Source organism: Paenarthrobacter histidinolovorans, assembly GCF_014647595.1.
In the GTDB taxonomy this organism is placed as follows: domain Bacteria; phylum Actinomycetota; class Actinomycetes; order Actinomycetales; family Micrococcaceae; genus Arthrobacter; species Arthrobacter histidinolovorans.
In genome coordinates this window covers 1-17419 of sequence record NZ_BMPM01000013.1, presented here as the reverse complement: position 1 = coordinate 17419, position 17419 = coordinate 1, and the positions used below count along the sequence as shown (strand labels likewise).

Below are 17419 nucleotides of genomic sequence, written 5' to 3'. Positions count from 1 at the left end.
CTCGCTGTTGCCGTGCTACTCAGGAACCACCAGAGCGGGAGTGTCTTTCCGAATGGTCTCGCCGCGGAAGAACCCGGGCCGCATACGGGACTGGATGAGCATGACAACGGCGCCCAAGGCCAGGATCCCGATACCGAGGATGAACACGAGTCCCACACCGAAAATCTCCGAGCCACTGCCGAACTCCGGATCCCAGCTGTCCATTGCGGTCTGCAGGAAAACAACGAACAGGCCAACACCACCCAGCACCGGGCACACCAGCCGCAGGAAGAAGTTGCGGGCACTGCTGAAGACGCTGTTGCGGAAGTACCAGGCGCAGGCAATGGCCGTCAGTCCGTAGTAGAAGCAGATCATCAGGCCAAGGGCCAGGATGGTGTCGTTGAGGACGTTCTCGCTGATCACGTGCATCACGGCGTAGAAGCCCGCGGACAGGACGCCGGCCGCAACGGTGGCGAAGCCCGGCGTCGAGAACTTCTTGCTCATGTGGCTGAAGCGCTCCGGAAGGGCGCCATAGTGGGCCATGGCAAGCAGGCTCCGGGACGGCGAGGTGAACGTGGACTGCAACGAAGCCGCTGAGCTGGACAGCACCGCCAGCGACATGAGGATCGCGAACGGGCCCATGACAGGCGAAGCGAGAGCCGTGAACACGTTGGCGTGGTTCTCAGGGTTGTTCAGGCCGATCCCGGTGTCGCCCACACCGGCGAACATCATGGTGGCGATGGTCACCAGCAGGTAGATCCCCAGGACGATGACTGCCGTCAGGGTCCCGGCCGCACCTGCGGTCTTCTTGCCGTTGGCGGTTTCCTCGTTCACGGTGAGGCAGACGTCCCAACCCCAGTAGACGAAGATGGACAGCGAGATTCCGGCGGCGATCTGGCCGAACGTCTCAACTTTGGTGACGTCGAACCAGTCCCAGCTGAAGGGAACGGCCGTTTCGGACGTGGACCAGTTGGCGAACGCCATGGCCACGAACAAGCCCAGAACCAGCAACTGGAATCCCACCAGCCCGTACTGGACGATCTTGGTGGTGTGCAGGCCGCGGTAGCTGATCCACACGGCCAGTGCCACGAAGACGAAGCAGGTGGCTACGTTCAGGAGCTTGTTCGATGCGAGGTCGGCCAACTCGGGAGAACCGGTGGCCTGCGCCAGGAACAGGTAGAAGAAGTCCACTGCCACACCGGCCAGGTTGGACAGGACGATGATGTTGGCTGCGAGCAGGCCCCAACCGCCCATCCAACCCACCCAGGGCCCGAACGCCTTGGTAACCCAGGTGAAGGTGGTGCCGCTGTCAGGGGAGTCAGCATTGAGCTCCCGGTAGGCCAGCGATACCAGGATCATCGGAATGAACCCGATAAGGAAAATGACGGGCAACTGCAGCCCGACTTCGTTGACTGTTGGACCGAGCGCACCCGTGAGGGTATACGCCGGGGCGATGGTTGAAATGCCAAGAACGACGACGGCGAGGAGCCCCAACTGCCCCGTCTTCAGTCCCTTGCCGCTGATGTTGTGCGACTCTGCAGCGGCGGCGGTGCTTTTGGAAGCACCGGCGCGGATTGTCTGGCTCATGAAAGGCCCTTTCTAGATGGCCGTAGGCTGCTGCTGCGTGATGCAGTGGATGCCGCCGCCCCGGGCGAAGAGTTCGCGCGCGTCGACACTGACAACACGGCGTCCGGGGTAGGCATCGGCGAGAATGCGGAGTGCTTTCTCGTCCATGGGGTCGTTGAAGCTGCAGGCGATGACTCCGCCGTTGACTACCAGGTGGTTGATGTAGCTGTAGTCCACGTAGCCCTCGTCGTCAGTGAGGGTTTCAGGGGCAGGAACTTCGATGATGTTCCAGTCCCGTCCGGCTGCGTCATGGGTGGTGCGCAGGAAGTCGATGATCTCGCGGGAGACCTTGTAATCAGGGTGCTCGGGGTTCTGCTGGGAGTGGACCAGCAAGGTGCCCGGGCTGGGAATCGCTGCCACGATATCCACATGGCCACGGGTGCCGAATTTCTCCGAGTCGCGGGTGAGGCCGCGCGGCAGCCACACCACGTGGGTTGCACCGATGGTGCGGGCGAGTTCTTCCTCGATGTCGGCCTTGGTCAGGCCGGGGTTGCGCCCTTCGTCAAGCTGTACGGTTTCCGTGACCAGGACGGTGCCTTCGCCATCAACCTGGATGCCGCCGCCTTCGTTCACGATGCCCGAGGGGAGATGCGTGGCGTCGGTGCGGCCGGTGACGGTGGCGGCGATCTGGGAATCCTTGTCCCACGCTGCCCAGTCCTGGCCACCCCAGCCGTTGAAGATCCAATCCACGGCGCCCAGCTGTTTGTTCGCATCCAGTACGAACGACGGACCGATGTCCCGCATCCAGGCATCGTTCAGCCCGGCGGTAAGCACCTCGACGCGAGGGTCGAGGTAGCGCGCGGCCGTTTCGACGTCGTCGGGCGCTACCACCATGGTGACCGGCTCGAACTCAAGAATGGCGTTCGCGACGGCAGCCCAAGTGGAGCGCGCTGCGTGTGCCTCTTCCTCGGTGTCGCCCAGGGTGTAACCGCCGGTAGGGAAGGCCATCCAGACGCGGTCCTGCGGGGCAGTCTCCGACGGCATGCGCCAGGCGCTCACGCGGAAACCGCCTGGTAAGCAGCACCCAGTGGTGCGCTGGGGTCCACCGGTTCGGTGAGGCGGCCGTAGGTTTCAGGGCGGCGCGTGGCCAGGAACGGGAAGAGCGTAAGCCAGTCCTTGCGTTGGTCGAGATCGAGGTCGGCCACCAGGACGGCGGATTCGTCGCGGGGCGCCTGGACCAGGATGCGGCCGTAGGGATCGGAAATGAATGAGGAGCCGTAGAAGTTCAGGGTGCCTTCATTGCCGTAGCGGTTGGGCGCGATCATGAACAGGCCGTTGGCGATGCCGTTGCCCACGATGACCTGCTGCCAGAGGGGCTGCGTGTCGAAGTCGGGGTGGTCCGGTTCGGAGCCGATCGCGGTGGGGTAGACCAGGATCTCGGCCCCGCCCAGGGAGTAAACCCGGGCGAGCTCGGGGAACCATTCGTCCCAGCAGGTAGGCATGCCCAGGCGTGCGCCGCCAAGTTCGGCCGGTGCGTGTACTGCGTAGGCATCCTCGGCTTCCGGGCCCTTGCGGAAGAACTTGTCCTCGTAGTAGCCGGCGGTGACAGGGATGTGCAGCTTGTGGGTGCGCGCGATCAGTTCCCCGGCGGGGGAGACCAGGATCGCGGTGTTCAGGCCAAGGCCGTCGTCCGTGCCGTCCGGGTTCTCTGCACGCTGGTACAAGGAGGCATGGACGGAGACGCCAAACTTCCTGGCAGCCTCAGCTGCGAAGGTGAAGGTGGGGCCCGTGAGGAGGTCCTCGGTGATGTCCGAGGGGCGGATTCCCGCGGCCGGGTTGTTCTCCGGCTTGGTGTCGGCGGGGTAGCGGGAGAGCGTCAGCTCAGGCAGGAAAACGACAGTGGCTCCCAGCTTGGCGGCGCGTTCGATGCCTTCGGTAAGTTCAGCGTGGAGGGCGGATTCGTCGGCATGCCAGCGGTGCTGGACAACGCCGACGCGCAGCGGCGTCCGCGTGGAGGGCTCGGTGCGGGCCAGGGAAGTGGGGGCTTCGAGGCGGGTAATTTCAATCATGGTGGCATGTACTCCGATGAGACGACAGTCACTAAATGAATAGCGTTCATTTAGTATGGCGCGTGTCACGCTGGAGCGCAAGAGGAAAACGAATGCCAATCATTTATGACAGCGCGAGCCTCCGGCCGCCGTGTCCCGAGGGCCCTGCACCAAGGGGCCTCAGCCGCCCCGCCTGGCTGCCCTTAGCTGCCCAGGGTTGGCAAGGTAAGAATCTCTGCACCGTCCTGGGTGATCGCAATGGTGTGCTCGCTATGGGCGGTCCGGGAGCCGGTGACGCTGCGGAGTGTCCAGCCGTCGGGATCGGTCACGAGCTGGGCGGTGTCTGCCATGACCCACGGTTCCAAGGCCAGGAGCAAGCCAGGGCGCAGCTTGTAGCCGCGTCCGGGGCGTCCCATATTGGCCACATGCGGTTCCTGGTGCATGGTTGATCCGATTCCGTGGCCGCCGAACTCCGTGTTCACGGGATAGCCGGCCTCGCTGAGGACGGTGCCGATGGCGTAGGACAGATCGCCGATGCGGGCGCCGGGCCGCGCTGCTGCAATGCCGGCCCGCAAGGCGCGTTCGGTTGCCTCGATCATGGCCACGCTCTCTGCGGGCTTCGTGTCGCCGACGATGAAGCTGATGGCGGAGTCTGCGGCGATTCCCTCCAGGGAGACGGCCAGGTCAAGGGTCAGCAGGTCGCCGTCGGCAAGTGCGTAGTCCCGCGGCAGGCCATGGAGGACGGCGTCATTGACGCCTGTGCAGATGTAGTGGCCGAAGGGGCCGCGGCCAAACGATGGTGCATAGTCCACGTAGCAGGACACCGCGCCCGCCTCGAGGATCATGTCCTTGGCCCACGCGTCGATGTCCAGGAGGTTGGTGCCTATGGTGCAGCGGCTCTTGAGCGTGTGCAGGATGTTGGCCACCAGGGCCCCTGCGGCCCGGGCCCGGGTCAGTTCGCTGGCGCTGAGGATCTCGATCATGGGGGACCTTTCCGGGGTTTATGCCAATAACTATCCCGGCCATATTATCCCGGTATTACAATTGGAGCCATGGTCAGGTTGCCGCTCACACCCGCAGAGGCCGAACGCGGACAGCGTCTCGGTGCTCTGCTCCGCCGCGCACGGGGCACTCGCTCCATGCTGGAGATCGCCCTCGATGCCCGCGTTTCGCCCGAAACGCTACGCAAAATCGAGTCGGGGAGGGTTGCCACTCCCGCCTTTCCCACGGTGGCGGCGATTGCCGACGTTCTCGGCCTCTCTTTGGACGAGGTGTGGGCAGAAATCAACCGGCCCGACGTCGGAATGGACCCCGCCGTGCCGCGTCGCAACGCCAGGGAGTTCCTGGCTTCCTAGCTATCTGCCCGTTGGTCCTGCCGCCGCTGGTTACGACTGCCGCTTGGGCCGGGCCCGCACGTGCAGGCGCTCGCCTTGCTGGCCGAACAGGGTCAGCAGTTCCACGGGTTCGGACGTGGCACTGGCGAACCAGTGCGGGGTGCGGGTGTCGAACTCCGCCACTTCGCCGGGTTTGAGGATGAAGTCGTTCCCGCCCAGGACCAGCCGCAGCTTGCCGTTGAGGATGTACAGCCAGTCATAGCCCTCGTGGGATTGTGGCTCGGGAGTCTCCTTGCCCGTGCTGCTCTTCAGCACCATCTTGAACGCCTGGATCCCGCCCGGGCGGCGCGTGAGGGGGAGCACGGTTCCCCAGTGGTGGACGTGCGGCTTGAGGTGGATGCGGGGGTCGCCGGTTTCGGGGGCGTCAATCAGTTCTTCAAGGGGTACCTGGTGGAGTCGCGCTATTGGGAGCAACAATTCCAGGGTTGGCTTCCGCTGGCCTGACTCCAAGCGGGACAACGTGCTGACGGAGATGCCTGTTTCCTCCGAAGCTTCGGCGAGGGTCAGGTTGCGTTGGGCCCGCATCGCGCGAAGGCGAGGGCCGACGGCGTCGAGCATTGCGCTGAAATCCTTGGTCATTGATCCAGTTTGCCATAGCAGCAATTTTTCTTGCCGCTTTTGCCAGCCCTGTCGAAACATGGAAGGAGCGGCGTAGAGCCGCTCTGAATCGATGGAGGCGCAGTGAGCAGAGTTGAGAGCAAGCAATCGGGCAACGAGTACCAGGTTGTGGTGATCGGTGGTGGCGCAGCTGGGTTAAGTGCCGCTGTGACGCTTGGCAGGGCCCTGCGGTCCGTCTTGGTGATCGACGCCGGCGAGCCGCGCAACGCTCCCGCCGCGGGAGTCCACGGCTTCCTGTCCAGGGACGGCATCAAGCCCCAGGAGCTGTTGGAAAAGGGGCGGGAGGAAGCCCGCAGTTACGGGGTGGACTTCCTCGCCGGCGTCGCCGTCGCAGCGCGCTCGACGGCGGCGGAGGGCTCGGAGCTCTCCTTCGACGTTGAGCTGGCCGACGGGAGGACGGTGAAAACCCGCCGGATACTGGTGGCCACTGGGCTGACCGATGTGCTGCCCGGCATCGATGGCATCCGGGAGCGCTGGGGCCGTGATGTCCTGCATTGTCCTTACTGCCATGGCTGGGAAGTCCGGAACAAGGCGATCGGCATACTGGGCTCCGTTCCCATGGCGCTGCACCAGACCATGCTCTTCAGGCAGTGGAGCCCGAACATCACGCTGTTCCTCAATGACGTGGTGGAGCCCACGGACGAAGAATTGGAGCAACTGGCCGCACGCTCGATCAGCGTGGTGGAGGGCAAAGTACAGTCACTCGACATCCAGGATGATGCGTTGAGCGGTATGGTCCTGGCCTCCGGAACAGTCATCCCGGTGGAGGCAGTAGTGACAGGAACGCGGCTGGAGGCGCGGTCTGCAGTGCTGGAGTCCCTGGGCGTTCCCGTGGTGGAACACCCGATGGGAGTGGGGCGCCATGTGGAAGTGAATCCCATGGGCGGGGCCACCGCGGTTCCGGGCGTCTGGGCTGCGGGGAATGTCGCAGACCTCATGGGACAGGTCATGGCGTCGGCCGCTTCAGGTGTCATGTCAGGGGCGGCCATCAATGCCCACCTGGTGGCGGAGGAATCCAGGGTGGCGGTGCAAGCGGCACGGTTGTCCACGCTTCCGGACTGAAATGGAAATAGTGGTCGACGTTCGCCCGGAGTGCGAGGACTATTAAAGGATCGCCACAAAAGGAGGTTGGCATGTGCTACGCGTACTATGACGACTTCGAGCGGCGCACGAAGAAGGACTCCGCGCGCAAGCCCGAGACCCGCGTTCCAGAGACAACAGAGCCTGCTGCCCCGGCGGAGACCCGCCGCGGGACGGAAGGAACAGTATGGTCTTTCCTGGCACGTCGTCGCAGGGAGCCTGAGGTTTACGAACCGAAGGTTGACCGCATCCACGAGAAGGTCTAGGAAAATCCAGACCGGAACGAACATCAGATCCAGAAAAGGCGCCGGACATCCGGCGCCTTTTCCACGCCGGCGAACGGCGGATCGAGAGTCTTTTTAGTGGCCCTGTTCCTTTGAGCCAAGGTATTCCAGGGCGGCCGTCACCAACGCTTCCGTACCCTTGGCCAGTGTGGGCTGGATCAGGGGTGCAAAGTAGGGTGAGTGGTTGGATGGAATGTCCTCCGGGAGCCTGCCTGTGGTGGCCCATTCCCTGAACAGGGCAGGGTCTGCGCCCCCAAGGAACCAAAACACCAACGGTGCGTCTGCGCCCTTCGCCAACGCTCCCACGTCTTCGCTGCCGGATACGGGTCCGGGATCGATGACCTGTGCCTCCCCGAACCTGGCCTTGAAGGCCGCCGTGATCCTGCCAGCCGCTGATTCGTCGTTGACGGTCAGCGGGAAGTGCTCTTCGAAGTGGATGTCCGGATCCTTCGGGGCGCCGGAAGCCGCTGATTCGCCCTGCACTATGCGCTCAATCGAACCGAGGATTTTGTCCCTGGTGGAATCGCTGAAGGTGCGGACGCTGAGGCCCAGGGTTGCCGTTTCGGGGATGATGTTGTTCTTTGTCCCCGAGTGGATCTGTCCTACGGTGACCACTGCCGAGTCGCTGGCGGCGAGTTCACGCGAAACGATGCCCTGCAAGCGGACGGTGGCAGCGGCGGCCATCAGGACCGGATCAATGGTGGTTTCGGGGCGAGATCCGTGCCCGCCACGGCCGTGCAAGGTGATGTTGAGGGAGTCTGCGGAGGCCATGGTGACTCCGGACCGGATGCCGAACCATCCCGCGGGGAAGGGGGCCACATGCTGTCCGAGCACTACATCCGGCTTGGGCACGACGTCGTAGAGGCCGTCGCCAACCATCGCCTGGGCACCGCCTCCCCATTCCTCGGCGGGCTGGAAAACGACCACCAGTGTGCCTTGCCATTGGTCACGCTGCCCGGCCAGCGTTTCAGCTGCTCCCACGAGGCAACTGACATGGACATCGTGTCCGCACGCATGCATGACCGGAACATCGTTTCCGTCGTGGTCGACGCCCACTGCGGTACTTGCGTAGTCCAGTCCCGTGGACTCTTTGACCGGGAGGGCGTCCATGTCTGCCCGGAGCATGGCTACCGGCCCGGCTCCGTTCTCAAGGATGCCTACCACTCCGGTCTTGCCGATGTTGCGGTGAACCGTGAATCCGAGGTTCTCCAGGTGTGCGGCTGCGATCCCGGCGGTCCTGGTCTCCTGGAATGACAATTCCGGGTGGGCGTGCAGGTCTTTGTAAAGCTCTTCGAGGTCAATGGTCATGGTTTTACCCTCTTCGTTCGACGCCTTCGGTCTGGCCAGTGTATCCATCGGTTATGTGCGAAGACTGAACAGTCGCGGCACACTGGATGCCATGACAAACTCCCAACCCGCAACCACGCAGCAGTCCACAGTTGAGGACTGGACAAAGGCTCTGGCGGAGTCCAGCGGTTCGCCCGGGGGCGGCGCCGGGACGGGTGTGATGCTTTCCATCGCGGCCGCGCTGACCTCCATGGTGGCCGGTTACACGGAGCCTGGGGAGCATCAGCGGGACGAGCTTTCGGGCATTCATGCAAGGGCCCACGAGCTCAGGAACAACGCCCTCCGACTCGCGGACGAGGACGCTGCTGCCTCCAACGCCTTTGGCGCTGCTTTCCGCCTCAACCCCGGACCGGAGCGCGACGAAGCCATCCACCAGGCTTCCGTGGAAGCGGCCAAGGCCTCTGCCGTCCTGGGTGAGCGGGCCATTGACGCCATTGAGGACCTCGGCTGGCTCGCTTCCCACGGCAACCCGGCCCTCATTGCCGATGTCGTGGTGGGTTTCGGTGCCCTGCGGGCCGCCATAGCCGGGGCCAGGACCAACGTGAGCTTTGACCTGGCTTCCCTGACCTCCGCGGGGACTCCCCTCGAGGAGGTCAGGGAACAGCATCCTGAGCTATGGACAACGGTCAGCAGGCTCAGTGACGCCCTGGAGCGGATAGACCAACTGACTGCCGGCGTCGACAAGAAGGCGGCACCCACCGAAGCCCTGTGAGGCCCGCTTTGCGTGGCAAATCCCTACGGAACCACGCAAAGCGGGCCTCACAACGGCATTACTGCGCTTTAGGAACCTTGCGGAGTACGACGGCGGCCATCACTGCTGCTCCGGCCATCAGTACCAGCCCAATCGCCGCTGTGATGTGGACGCCGGAGTCGAAGGCTATCCGGGCGGCGGTAGTGAGTGCCTCGGACAACTGGGCGGGGAGGCCGGACGCTGCGTCGACTGCGCCGGCCAGTGTTTCTCCGGACTTCCTTGCCGCTTCGGTTGGCACGCCCTCGGGAATGACGAGGTTGTGCTGGTAGGACGCGGTGAGGATTGAACCGAGCACTGCTGTTCCCAGGAGTGAACCGAGTTCGTAGCCGGTTTCGGAGATGGCAGAGGCCGCTCCTGATTTGTCTGCCGGCACGGACGCCAGGATGAGGTCGTTGGAGATGGTCTCCGCTGCACCCACACCGACGGCCAGTACGGTCAGTGCGGACAGGAGGAACACCGGTCCGCTGCCGTGGTCGCCCAGCACAGCTACCAGATAGCCGACGGCGCTCAGCGTCAGTCCGCCGGCCACGACGAAGCCGGGCCGTACTTTCTTGACGAGCGGTACCACCAACAGGCCGGCGATCACGGTGGCCAGGAGTGCCGGGATCATGGCGATGCCGGCTTCCATGGGGGACTGCCCTTCGACCAGTTGCAGATGCTGGGCGAAGAAGTAGATGAACCCGGTCATGGAGAACAGAGACAGAACGTTCGCCACGATGGCGGTGCTGAATACCTTGTTCTTGAACAAGGCGACATCCAGCATGGGGCTATCGATCCTTTGCTGGCGGCGGACGAACAGAATGCCCATCACCAGGCCGAAGCCCATGAAGGCGACTGCTGACGCCCCGAAGCCGTGGACCGCGAATTCCTTGATGCCGTAAACGAACGGCGCCATGGTGACCACGGACAGGACAATGCTGGGCACGTCCACACGGCCGGGGTTGGCGTCCTTGGATTCGGGAATGAGTACCCGGCCAAAGGCAAGGAGCGGCAGAAGCAGGAATGCTGCCACCAGGAAGACGGCGCCCCACCAGAAGTGCTCCACCAGCCAGCCGCCGAAGATGGGGCCGAGGGCGGCACCGCCGGAGAATCCGGCAGCCCAGACTGCGATCGCGAGCCGGCGCCGGTTGGGGTCGGTAAAGATGTTCCTGATCAAGGACAACGTTGATGGCATCAGCATGGCGCCGAAGACGCCGAGTGCAGCGCGTCCGGCAATGAGCCACTCTGCCGACGGCGCGAATGCCGTAGCAGCCGACACCGCCGCGAAGCCTGTGCTGCCGATCAGCAGCAACCGGCGTCGTCCTATCCGGTCGCCAAGGTTGCCCATGGAGACCAGGAGTGCGGCAAGCACCAGCGGGTAGGCGTCAACAATCCAGAGGAGCTGTATGCCGCCCACATCCAGTGAGCGGGCGATTTCCGGCAGGGCGAAAGTGAGCGCAGTGTTGTCGACGGCCACCAGCAGCACCGGGAACATCAGCAGTGCCAAGGCCGTCCAGTCGCGCCACGGTGCAGCCGGGCCCGTCAAGGGGGCGGCGGAACGGGGTGCTTGGGTTGAGGACGGCGAGAACATGCCTCTTACTGTACCGTCCAGACGGTATAGTTACAAATTCAACCCCCGCAATTCTTTAGGGAATGATGTACACATGCCACGAAAACCAGTTGCCCGGGACGCCGTCCTGGATGCCTACGAATCCCTCCTGATCGAGGTAGGGGAGCGGGCGGCCACCCTGGACGCCGTTGCCAAGAGGGCCGGCGTCTCCAAAGGTGGGCTGCTGTATCACTTCCCCAACAAGGAAGCGCTGATCAGCGCCTTGCTGGAACGCCTGGACGAATTGGCGCAGGAAGACATCGAGCAGATGAAGGCCGCGCCCGATGGTTCGGCGGCGTACTTCATCCGGTCCTCCCTCTGGGCCGACACCCCCATGGACAGGGCCTTCGTTGCTGCCACCAGGCTTGCTGAAGTAGCCCATGAGGAAACACGCCGGCGTTTTGCCGGGATTCAGCAGCAATGGCTGGATGTCCTGGCCGAGGACGTGGGGCCGGAGATCGCCAAAGCCGTCAGCTACATGGGCGACGGCCTCTATTTCAACGCGATGTTCGAAGGCGGCCAGGGCGCCGGCAACGCCAGCCGGGAGGCCGACGTCGACATCCTGCTCGGCGTCCTGGACCGCCTGCGGAAGTGACGCTTCACCCATTTGCCGCAAGGCCCTGCACGTAGGACAATTAACCCTTGTGGCGTGCCCAGTGCGCGCCCATAGACAACTGAACATGCCTTTGATCTGCGGCGGGAGAGTCCTGCAGGCACGTGATGCAGGCGCCGTAGGAGCAAACCCTCCCCAGGAATCTCTCAGGCCCACGCACCGCCGCGGCGAGGCAACTCTGGAAAGCAGCAGGCGCTCTACGCCACCGGCGTAGGATGCTGTGCTCACCGACGGTGCAAGCGATTCGTTGTGCGGACAACACGCGGAAACTCTCAGGTCCAATACAGAGCGGGGAGGAACCCGAGCCGCTGTGGCGTACCCAAACGCCGCCCAAGTATTGGAGTTCCTTCGTGACGGTTAGTTCTGCCTCCACCACCTTCGTCGATCGGCATATCGGCGCCCGCCGCCAGGCCGACATTGAGACCATGCTCAAGTCCGTCGGCTACGACTCTGTTGACTCGCTTGTCGACACTGCTGTTCCGAACGACATCCGCCAGGACGTTGCCCTCACGCTGCAGGCCGCGTTGAGCGAAGTCGAGGTCCTGGCCGAGCTGCGCAAGCTCGCGTCCAAGAACAAGACCGCGGTCCAGATGATCGGCCAGGGCTACTACGACACCATCACCCCGCCGGTCATCCGCCGCAACATCCTGGAATCCCCGGCTTGGTACACCGCTTACACCCCGTACCAGCCGGAAATCTCGCAGGGCCGACTTGAAGCCCTCCTGAACTTCCAGACCATGGTCCAGGACCTGGTTGGATTGCCGATCGCCAACGCCTCGCTTCTTGACGAAGCAACGGCTGTGGCCGAGGCCGTCCTCATGATGCGCAGGGCCAACAAAAACAAGGCCGCCCAGGACGGCAAGACAGTCCTCGACGCCGACTGCCTCCCGCAGACCATCGCCATCGTCAAGGGCCGCGCTGAAGCCCTCGGTTTCGAGGTTGAGGTAGCTGACCTGTCCCTCGGTCTTCCCGAAGGCGCCATCAACGGCGTCGTCCTCCAGCAGCCCGGCGTTTCCGGCCGCGTGTTCGATCACTCCGCTGTCATTGCCTCAGCGAAAGAGCGGGGTGCGTTGGTCACCGTCGCTGCCGACCTCCTTTCCCTGACGCTCATCACCCCTCCGGGTGAGCAGGGCGCCGACATCGCCGTCGGTTCTGCACAGCGCCTGGGCGTTCCGCTGTTCTTCGGCGGACCGCACGCCGCGTACATGGCCGTGCAGAAGGGCCTCGAGCGTTCCATGCCGGGCCGCCTCGTGGGCGTTTCCAAGGACGACGCCGGTGTCCCCGCCTACCGCTTGGCGCTGCAGACCCGCGAGCAGCACATCCGCCGCGAAAAGGCCACGTCCAACATCTGCACCGCGCAGGCGCTCCTGGCCATCGTGGCGTCGATGTACGCCGTCTACCACGGCCCCGAAGGCCTCAAAGCCATCGCCGAAACCGCCAACGGCCACGCCCGCACGCTCGCAGCATCCCTGAAGGCTGCCGGCGTCGAGGTCCTCCACGATTCGTTCTTCGACACCGTCACCGTCCGCGTCCCGGGCAAGGCAGCAGAGATCGTCGCCGCCGCCGAGGCCAAGGGCATCAACCTGCGCGGCGTCGATGCTGACACTGTTGGTATCTCCGTTGACGAGACCACCACGACGGCGGTAGTCGCCGACGTCGCTTCGGTCTTTGGCGCTGCGGTGCTTGAGTCCGCTGAAGGCTTCGCGCTTGAGGCTTCCGTTGAGCGCACCAGCGGGTTCATGCAGCACCCGGTGTTCAACACGCACCGTTCCGAAACCCAGCTCCTGCGCTACATCCGCAAGCTCTCGGACCGTGACCTCGCGCTGGATCGCACCATGATCCCGTTGGGTTCCTGCACCATGAAGCTCAACGCCACCGCCGAAATGGAAGCCATCTCCTGGCCGGAGTTCGCGTCCATCCACCCGTTCGCACCGGATTCCCAGACCGAGGGCTGGCGTGAACTCATCACCGACCTCGAAGCCCAGCTGACCGAAATCACCGGCTACGACCAGGTCTCCATCCAGCCGAACGCCGGTTCCCAGGGTGAGCTCGCAGGCCTGCTGGCGATCCGTGGCTACCACCTCTCCAACGGCGATGACCAGCGCAACGTCTGCCTCATCCCGGCCTCGGCCCACGGCACCAACGCAGCCTCGGCTGTGCTGGCCGGCATGAAGGTCGTGGTGGTGGCCACCGCTCCCGATGGCACCATCGACCACGTTGACCTGAAGGCCAAGATCGAAACCCACCGTGATGCCCTCTCGGCCATCATGATCACGTACCCGTCCACGCACGGCGTTTACGATGCTGATGTCCGCGAAGTGTGCGACGCGGTTCACGAGGCCGGTGGCCAGGTCTACATCGACGGCGCCAACCTCAACGCCCTCGTTGGCCTTGCACAGCCCGGCAAGTTCGGCGGCGACGTCTCCCACCTGAACCTGCACAAGACCTTCTGCATCCCGCACGGCGGTGGCGGACCCGGCGTTGGCCCGGTCGCAGCCAAGGCACACCTCGCGCCGTTCATGCCCGGTGATGCAGCTTCCTGGACCGAGGGCAAAGATGTTCCGATTTCGGCATCCCGCTTCGGTTCCGCCGGTGTCCTCCCGATTTCCTGGGCCTACGTAAAACTCATGGGCGGCCAGGGCCTCACCGAGGCCACCAAGTCCGCGCTGCTTGCTGCGAACTACATCGCTTCCCGCCTTAACGACCACTTCCCGGTGCTCTACACGGGCGAAGGTGGACTCGTGGCCCACGAATGCATCCTGGACCTGCGCGAACTGACGGCCAAGACCGGCGTCACCGCTGAAGATGTGGCCAAGCGCCTCATCGACTTCGGCTTCCACGCACCCACCCTCGCGTTCCCGGTGGCCGGTACCTTGATGGTGGAGCCCACCGAGTCCGAGGACCTGGTGGAGATCGACCGCTTCATCGAGGCGATGATCACCATCCGCAAGGAAATCGACCAGGTGGCCAACGGCGACTTCTCCGTGCAGGATTCTCCGCTTCGCCGCGCGCCGCACACTGCTGCCGCCGTCGTCAGTTCCGATTGGGACCGCGCGTACCCGCGCGAGCAGGCCGCTTTCCCGGCCCACCACCTCAAGCAGGACAAGTACTTCCCGCCGGTGGGTCGCATCGACGGCGCAGCCGGAGACCGCAACCTGGTGTGCTCCTGCCCTCCGATCGAAGACTTCGAGAACTAGGAAGGTCCCGCAAATGACTGAGAACTACACCGCTCTTTACGAGGAGCACAAGAAGCTCGGCGCGTCCTTCACGGACTTCGGTGGCTGGCAGATGCCGCTCAAGTACTCCTCGGAGTTGGCTGAACACCACGCTGTCCGCAAGTCCGCAGGCCTGTTCGATCTCTCCCACATGGGTGAAGTGTGGGTCACCGGTCCCGATGCTGCTGCTTTCCTGGACTACGCACTGGTGGGCAAGATCTCCGCCATGGCCGACGGTAAGGCCAAGTACTCGCTGATCTGCCAGGAAGACGGCGGCATCATCGATGACCTCATCACCTACCGACGTGGCGAGGACAAGTTCCTCCTTGTCCCGAATGCCGGCAACGCTGCGGTTGTTGCTGCGGCGCTGCTGGAGCGAGCTGCCGGTTTCGACGTGGTGGTGGAGGATGCCTCCGCTGAGACCTCGCTGATCGCAGTCCAGGGTCCACTTGCTGAAGCTATCCTCCTGCGCCTCGTGCCCGCGGAACAGCACGCACTGGTCACGGAACTGAAGTACTACGCCGCCGTCGAGGTGACCTTCCTGGTGGCAGGCAGCGGCCAGGACCTGCTCCTCGCACGCACCGGCTACACGGGCGAGGACGGTTTCGAGATCTTCGTACCCAACGAATCCGCCGCCGCGCTGTGGCAGGCGATCGCCGCCGTTGCCGAGGAGGGCGAACTGGTCCCCGCCGGCCTCGCCTCCCGCGATTCCTTGCGCCTGGAAGCCGGTATGCCGCTCTACGGAAACGAACTCTCCCGCGAGGGCAACCCCTTTGCTGCAGGGCTCGGAGCTGTGGTGGCGCTGTCCAAGGAAGGCGACTTCGTCGGCAAGGACGCACTGGCTGCGTTGAAGGCCGACGGCGCCGGATCCACCACGGGACGCAAGCTCGTGGGACTCAAGGGTCTGGGACGCCGAGCAGGACGCGGCCACTACCCGGTCCTCAAGGACGGTGCCGTGGTGGGCGAAGTGACCTCCGGCCAGCCCAGCCCCACCCTTGGGTACCCGGTAGCGTTGGCATATGTCGACGTCGAACACACCGGGCTTGGAACCGCGCTGGACATTGATCTGCGCGGAAAGAGCGAGCCGTTCGAAGTCGTCGCTCTGCCGTTCTACAAGCGCCAAAAGTAACTCACCGGTTTTATCCACCTACGTAAAGGAATCAGAATGCCCAAAGTAGCGCCCGAACTTCAGTACTCCGACGAGCACGAGTGGGTTTCCCGCGGGGAAGGGAACTCAGTGTCCGTTGGAATCTCCGAAGTTGCCACCGACGCACTGGGTGACATCGTGTATGTTGACCTGCCCGAGGTCGGTTCGACTGTGACTGCAGGCGCGACCTGTGGCGAAGTTGAGTCCACCAAGTCCGTCTCCGACCTGTACTCGCCCGTCACTGGCGAGGTCACGGAAATCAACGACGCCGTTGTTTCGGACCCGGCCCTGATCAACAACGATCCCTACGGTGCAGGCTGGCTCTTCAAGGTCGCCGCTGAGTCCGATGGCCCGCTGCTCTCGGCTGAGGAATACGCCTCCAAGAATGGCGGGGACCTCTCCTAGGTTCCAGGGCTCGTCCTCCCGCCGATTCGTGGGCTAGCTGCCGAACGTGCCGTGCGCACGGCACGTTCGGCAGCGAAGCCCCGAAACGGACCTCGCGGGCGTAGCGTGGTTTGTAGTAACTGAATAACTCGCGACGCCGGGTTGCCGCCTTTGGGGGCCATCCGGCGTCGTGCTTCGGGCCTCTTCCGCCACAAGCGGAGGAGCCCATCCGGCAGGACCATCTGCCGGACCGTTTCAAGCTGTATAAAAGGGATCCCGGCTATGGCTGTTGGTGTTTTCGATTTGTTCTCTGTGGGCATTGGTCCGTCGAGTTCCCATACTGTGGGGCCGATGCGGGCTGGGGCGGTGTTTGCCCGTGAGTTGGGTGAATCGGGGGTGCTGTCTGCCGTGGCTGGGCTGCGTGTTGATTTGTATGGGTCCTTGGCTGCGACGGGCAGGGGGCATGGCACCTTCACTGCGACGTTGTTGGGCCTGGAGGGCTTTGAGCCTGAGTTGATCCTGCCGGATGAGGTGGAGGAGCGGTTGGCTTCCATTGCGGAGACGGGAAAGCTCAACCTTGCTGGCGGTGCTTCCGGTGAAGGGGTGGAGTTGCCGTATGCGGTGGAGGATATGGTGTTGCATCCGTTGACGGTGTTGCCGCGGCATACGAATGGGATGAAGTTCCAGGTCTTTGATGCTGAGGGGGAGGTGTTGCAGGAGGCGACGTTCTTTTCGGTTGGTGGTGGGTTCATTGTCCGTGAGGGTGAGGAAGACGCTGCCCGGCAGGAGTTGGAGGAGACCAAGGCGGAGTTGCCGTTGCCGTTCCGGACGGCGGCGGAGTTGTTGGGCAGGTGCGCGTCCAAGGGGTTGGGGATCAGCGACATCATGTTCATCAATGAGCGGGCGTCCCGGTCGGAGGAGGAGATCCGGGAGGGTCTTTTGCATATCTGGTCGGTGATGGAGGCTTGTGTTGAAACCAGTCTGAAGCGTGAGGGTGTGTTGCCTGGTGGGTTGCGGGTCCGGCGTCGTGCTCCTGATTGGTTGGAGCGGTTGTTGAAGGAGGACAAGGACCGGAACGATCCGAAGTATTGGCAGGAGTGGGTGAATCTGATCGCGTTGGCGGTCAATGAGGAGAACGCTTCTGGTGGGCGTGTGGTGACGGCGCCGACCAATGGTGCTGCGGGGATTATTCCGGCGGTGTTGTATTACGCGTTGAATTACGCGCCGGGCATGGATCAGGCGAGCCAGGCGGACCGGGATGATGTGGTGGTGAAGTTTTTGCTCGCTGCTGGTGCGGTGGGTGTGTTGTATAAGGAGCAGGCGTCCATTTCGGGTGCTGAGGTGGGGTGTCAGGGTGAGGTGGGGTCGGCGTCGTCGATGGCTGCTGCGGGGTTGGCTGAGGTGA

At 63.8% G+C, this 17419-nt stretch carries 16 protein-coding genes and 1 riboswitch; of the genes, 9 read left to right on the top strand and 7 right to left on the bottom strand.

Going from position 1 to position 17419, the window contains the following annotated elements; translation table 11 throughout:
* Positions 1–15 precede the first annotated feature (15 nt).
* The 4 genes from IEY62_RS21025 to map form a co-directional block, all read right to left on the bottom strand.
* A complete protein-coding gene (locus IEY62_RS21025; RefSeq protein WP_189021358.1) occupies positions 16–1566 on the bottom strand; it encodes an APC family permease in 1551 nt (516 codons plus the stop codon).
* Positions 1567–1578: 12 nt separating this feature from the next.
* The gene (locus tag IEY62_RS21020; RefSeq protein ID WP_229785503.1) at positions 1579–2604 is read right to left on the bottom strand and encodes an agmatine deiminase family protein; all 1026 of its coding nucleotides are present in this window, start codon (positions 2602–2604) and stop codon (positions 1579–1581) included.
* A complete protein-coding gene (locus IEY62_RS21015; protein WP_189021357.1) occupies positions 2601–3614 on the bottom strand; it encodes a nitrilase-related carbon-nitrogen hydrolase in 1014 nt (337 codons plus the stop codon). The genes IEY62_RS21020 and IEY62_RS21015 overlap by 4 nt, the downstream gene beginning before the upstream one ends.
* A gap of 182 nt (positions 3615–3796) precedes the next feature.
* The gene (gene map / locus IEY62_RS21010; protein WP_189021356.1) at positions 3797–4576 is read right to left on the bottom strand and encodes a type I methionyl aminopeptidase; all 780 of its coding nucleotides are present in this window, start codon (positions 4574–4576) and stop codon (positions 3797–3799) included.
* A gap of 69 nt (positions 4577–4645) precedes the next feature.
* Between map and IEY62_RS21005 the strand changes: the two genes are divergently transcribed.
* Complete coding sequence (locus IEY62_RS21005; protein WP_189021355.1) at positions 4646–4948, top strand: helix-turn-helix domain-containing protein; 303 nt, start codon at positions 4646–4648, stop codon at positions 4946–4948.
* Between the two features lie 30 nt (positions 4949–4978).
* Here the strand turns inward: IEY62_RS21005 and IEY62_RS21000 are convergent, their stop codons facing one another.
* Positions 4979–5566: a helix-turn-helix domain-containing protein gene (locus tag IEY62_RS21000; RefSeq protein ID WP_189021354.1), complete on the bottom strand. Its 588-nt coding sequence runs from the start codon at positions 5564–5566 to the stop codon at positions 4979–4981.
* A gap of 102 nt (positions 5567–5668) precedes the next feature.
* Between IEY62_RS21000 and IEY62_RS20995 the strand changes: the two genes are divergently transcribed.
* Positions 5669–6667 (top strand): NAD(P)/FAD-dependent oxidoreductase, encoded by a 999-nt coding sequence (locus tag IEY62_RS20995; protein WP_189021353.1) that lies wholly within the window; start codon positions 5669–5671, stop codon positions 6665–6667.
* A gap of 71 nt (positions 6668–6738) precedes the next feature.
* Positions 6739–6951 carry a hypothetical protein gene (locus IEY62_RS20990; RefSeq protein ID WP_189021352.1) on the top strand — a complete coding sequence of 71 codons (213 nt, stop codon included), beginning with the start codon at positions 6739–6741 and terminating at the stop codon, positions 6949–6951.
* A 93-nt stretch (positions 6952–7044) separates the two neighbouring features.
* On the opposite strand, the gene IEY62_RS20985 is transcribed toward IEY62_RS20990, so the two are convergent.
* Entirely contained in the window at positions 7045–8277 is a 1233-nt protein-coding gene (locus IEY62_RS20985; protein WP_189021351.1) for an amidohydrolase, read from the bottom strand.
* 91 nt (positions 8278–8368) lie between these two features.
* Here IEY62_RS20985 and IEY62_RS20980 point away from each other — a divergent pair, with 91 nt between their 5' ends.
* Positions 8369–9028, top strand: coding sequence for a cyclodeaminase/cyclohydrolase family protein (locus IEY62_RS20980; RefSeq protein ID WP_189021350.1), 660 nt, complete (start codon positions 8369–8371; stop codon positions 9026–9028).
* Between the two features lie 58 nt (positions 9029–9086).
* Here IEY62_RS20980 and IEY62_RS20975 read toward each other — a convergent pair whose 3' ends face one another.
* Entirely contained in the window at positions 9087–10637 is a 1551-nt protein-coding gene (locus IEY62_RS20975) for an MFS transporter (RefSeq protein ID WP_189021349.1), read from the bottom strand.
* A gap of 73 nt (positions 10638–10710) precedes the next feature.
* On the opposite strand from IEY62_RS20975, the gene IEY62_RS20970 reads away from it, so the two are divergent.
* The 5 genes from IEY62_RS20970 to IEY62_RS20950 all read left to right on the top strand — a co-directional run.
* Entirely contained in the window at positions 10711–11250 is a 540-nt protein-coding gene (locus IEY62_RS20970; protein WP_189021348.1) for a TetR/AcrR family transcriptional regulator, read from the top strand.
* 92 nt (positions 11251–11342) lie between these two features.
* Positions 11343–11440: riboswitch (glycine riboswitch) on the top strand.
* 178 nt (positions 11441–11618) lie between these two features.
* A complete protein-coding gene (gene gcvP, locus IEY62_RS20965) occupies positions 11619–14465 on the top strand; it encodes an aminomethyl-transferring glycine dehydrogenase (RefSeq protein WP_189021347.1) in 2847 nt (948 codons plus the stop codon).
* A 13-nt stretch (positions 14466–14478) separates the two neighbouring features.
* Positions 14479–15612, top strand: coding sequence for a glycine cleavage system aminomethyltransferase GcvT (gene gcvT, locus IEY62_RS20960; protein ID WP_189021346.1), 1134 nt, complete (start codon positions 14479–14481; stop codon positions 15610–15612).
* Between the two features lie 36 nt (positions 15613–15648).
* Positions 15649–16035 (top strand): glycine cleavage system protein GcvH, encoded by a 387-nt coding sequence (gcvH, locus tag IEY62_RS20955; protein ID WP_018780132.1) that lies wholly within the window; start codon positions 15649–15651, stop codon positions 16033–16035.
* A 261-nt stretch (positions 16036–16296) separates the two neighbouring features.
* Positions 16297–17419: L-serine ammonia-lyase (locus IEY62_RS20950; protein WP_189021345.1), on the top strand; the 1123-nt coding region annotated here is incomplete at its 3' end.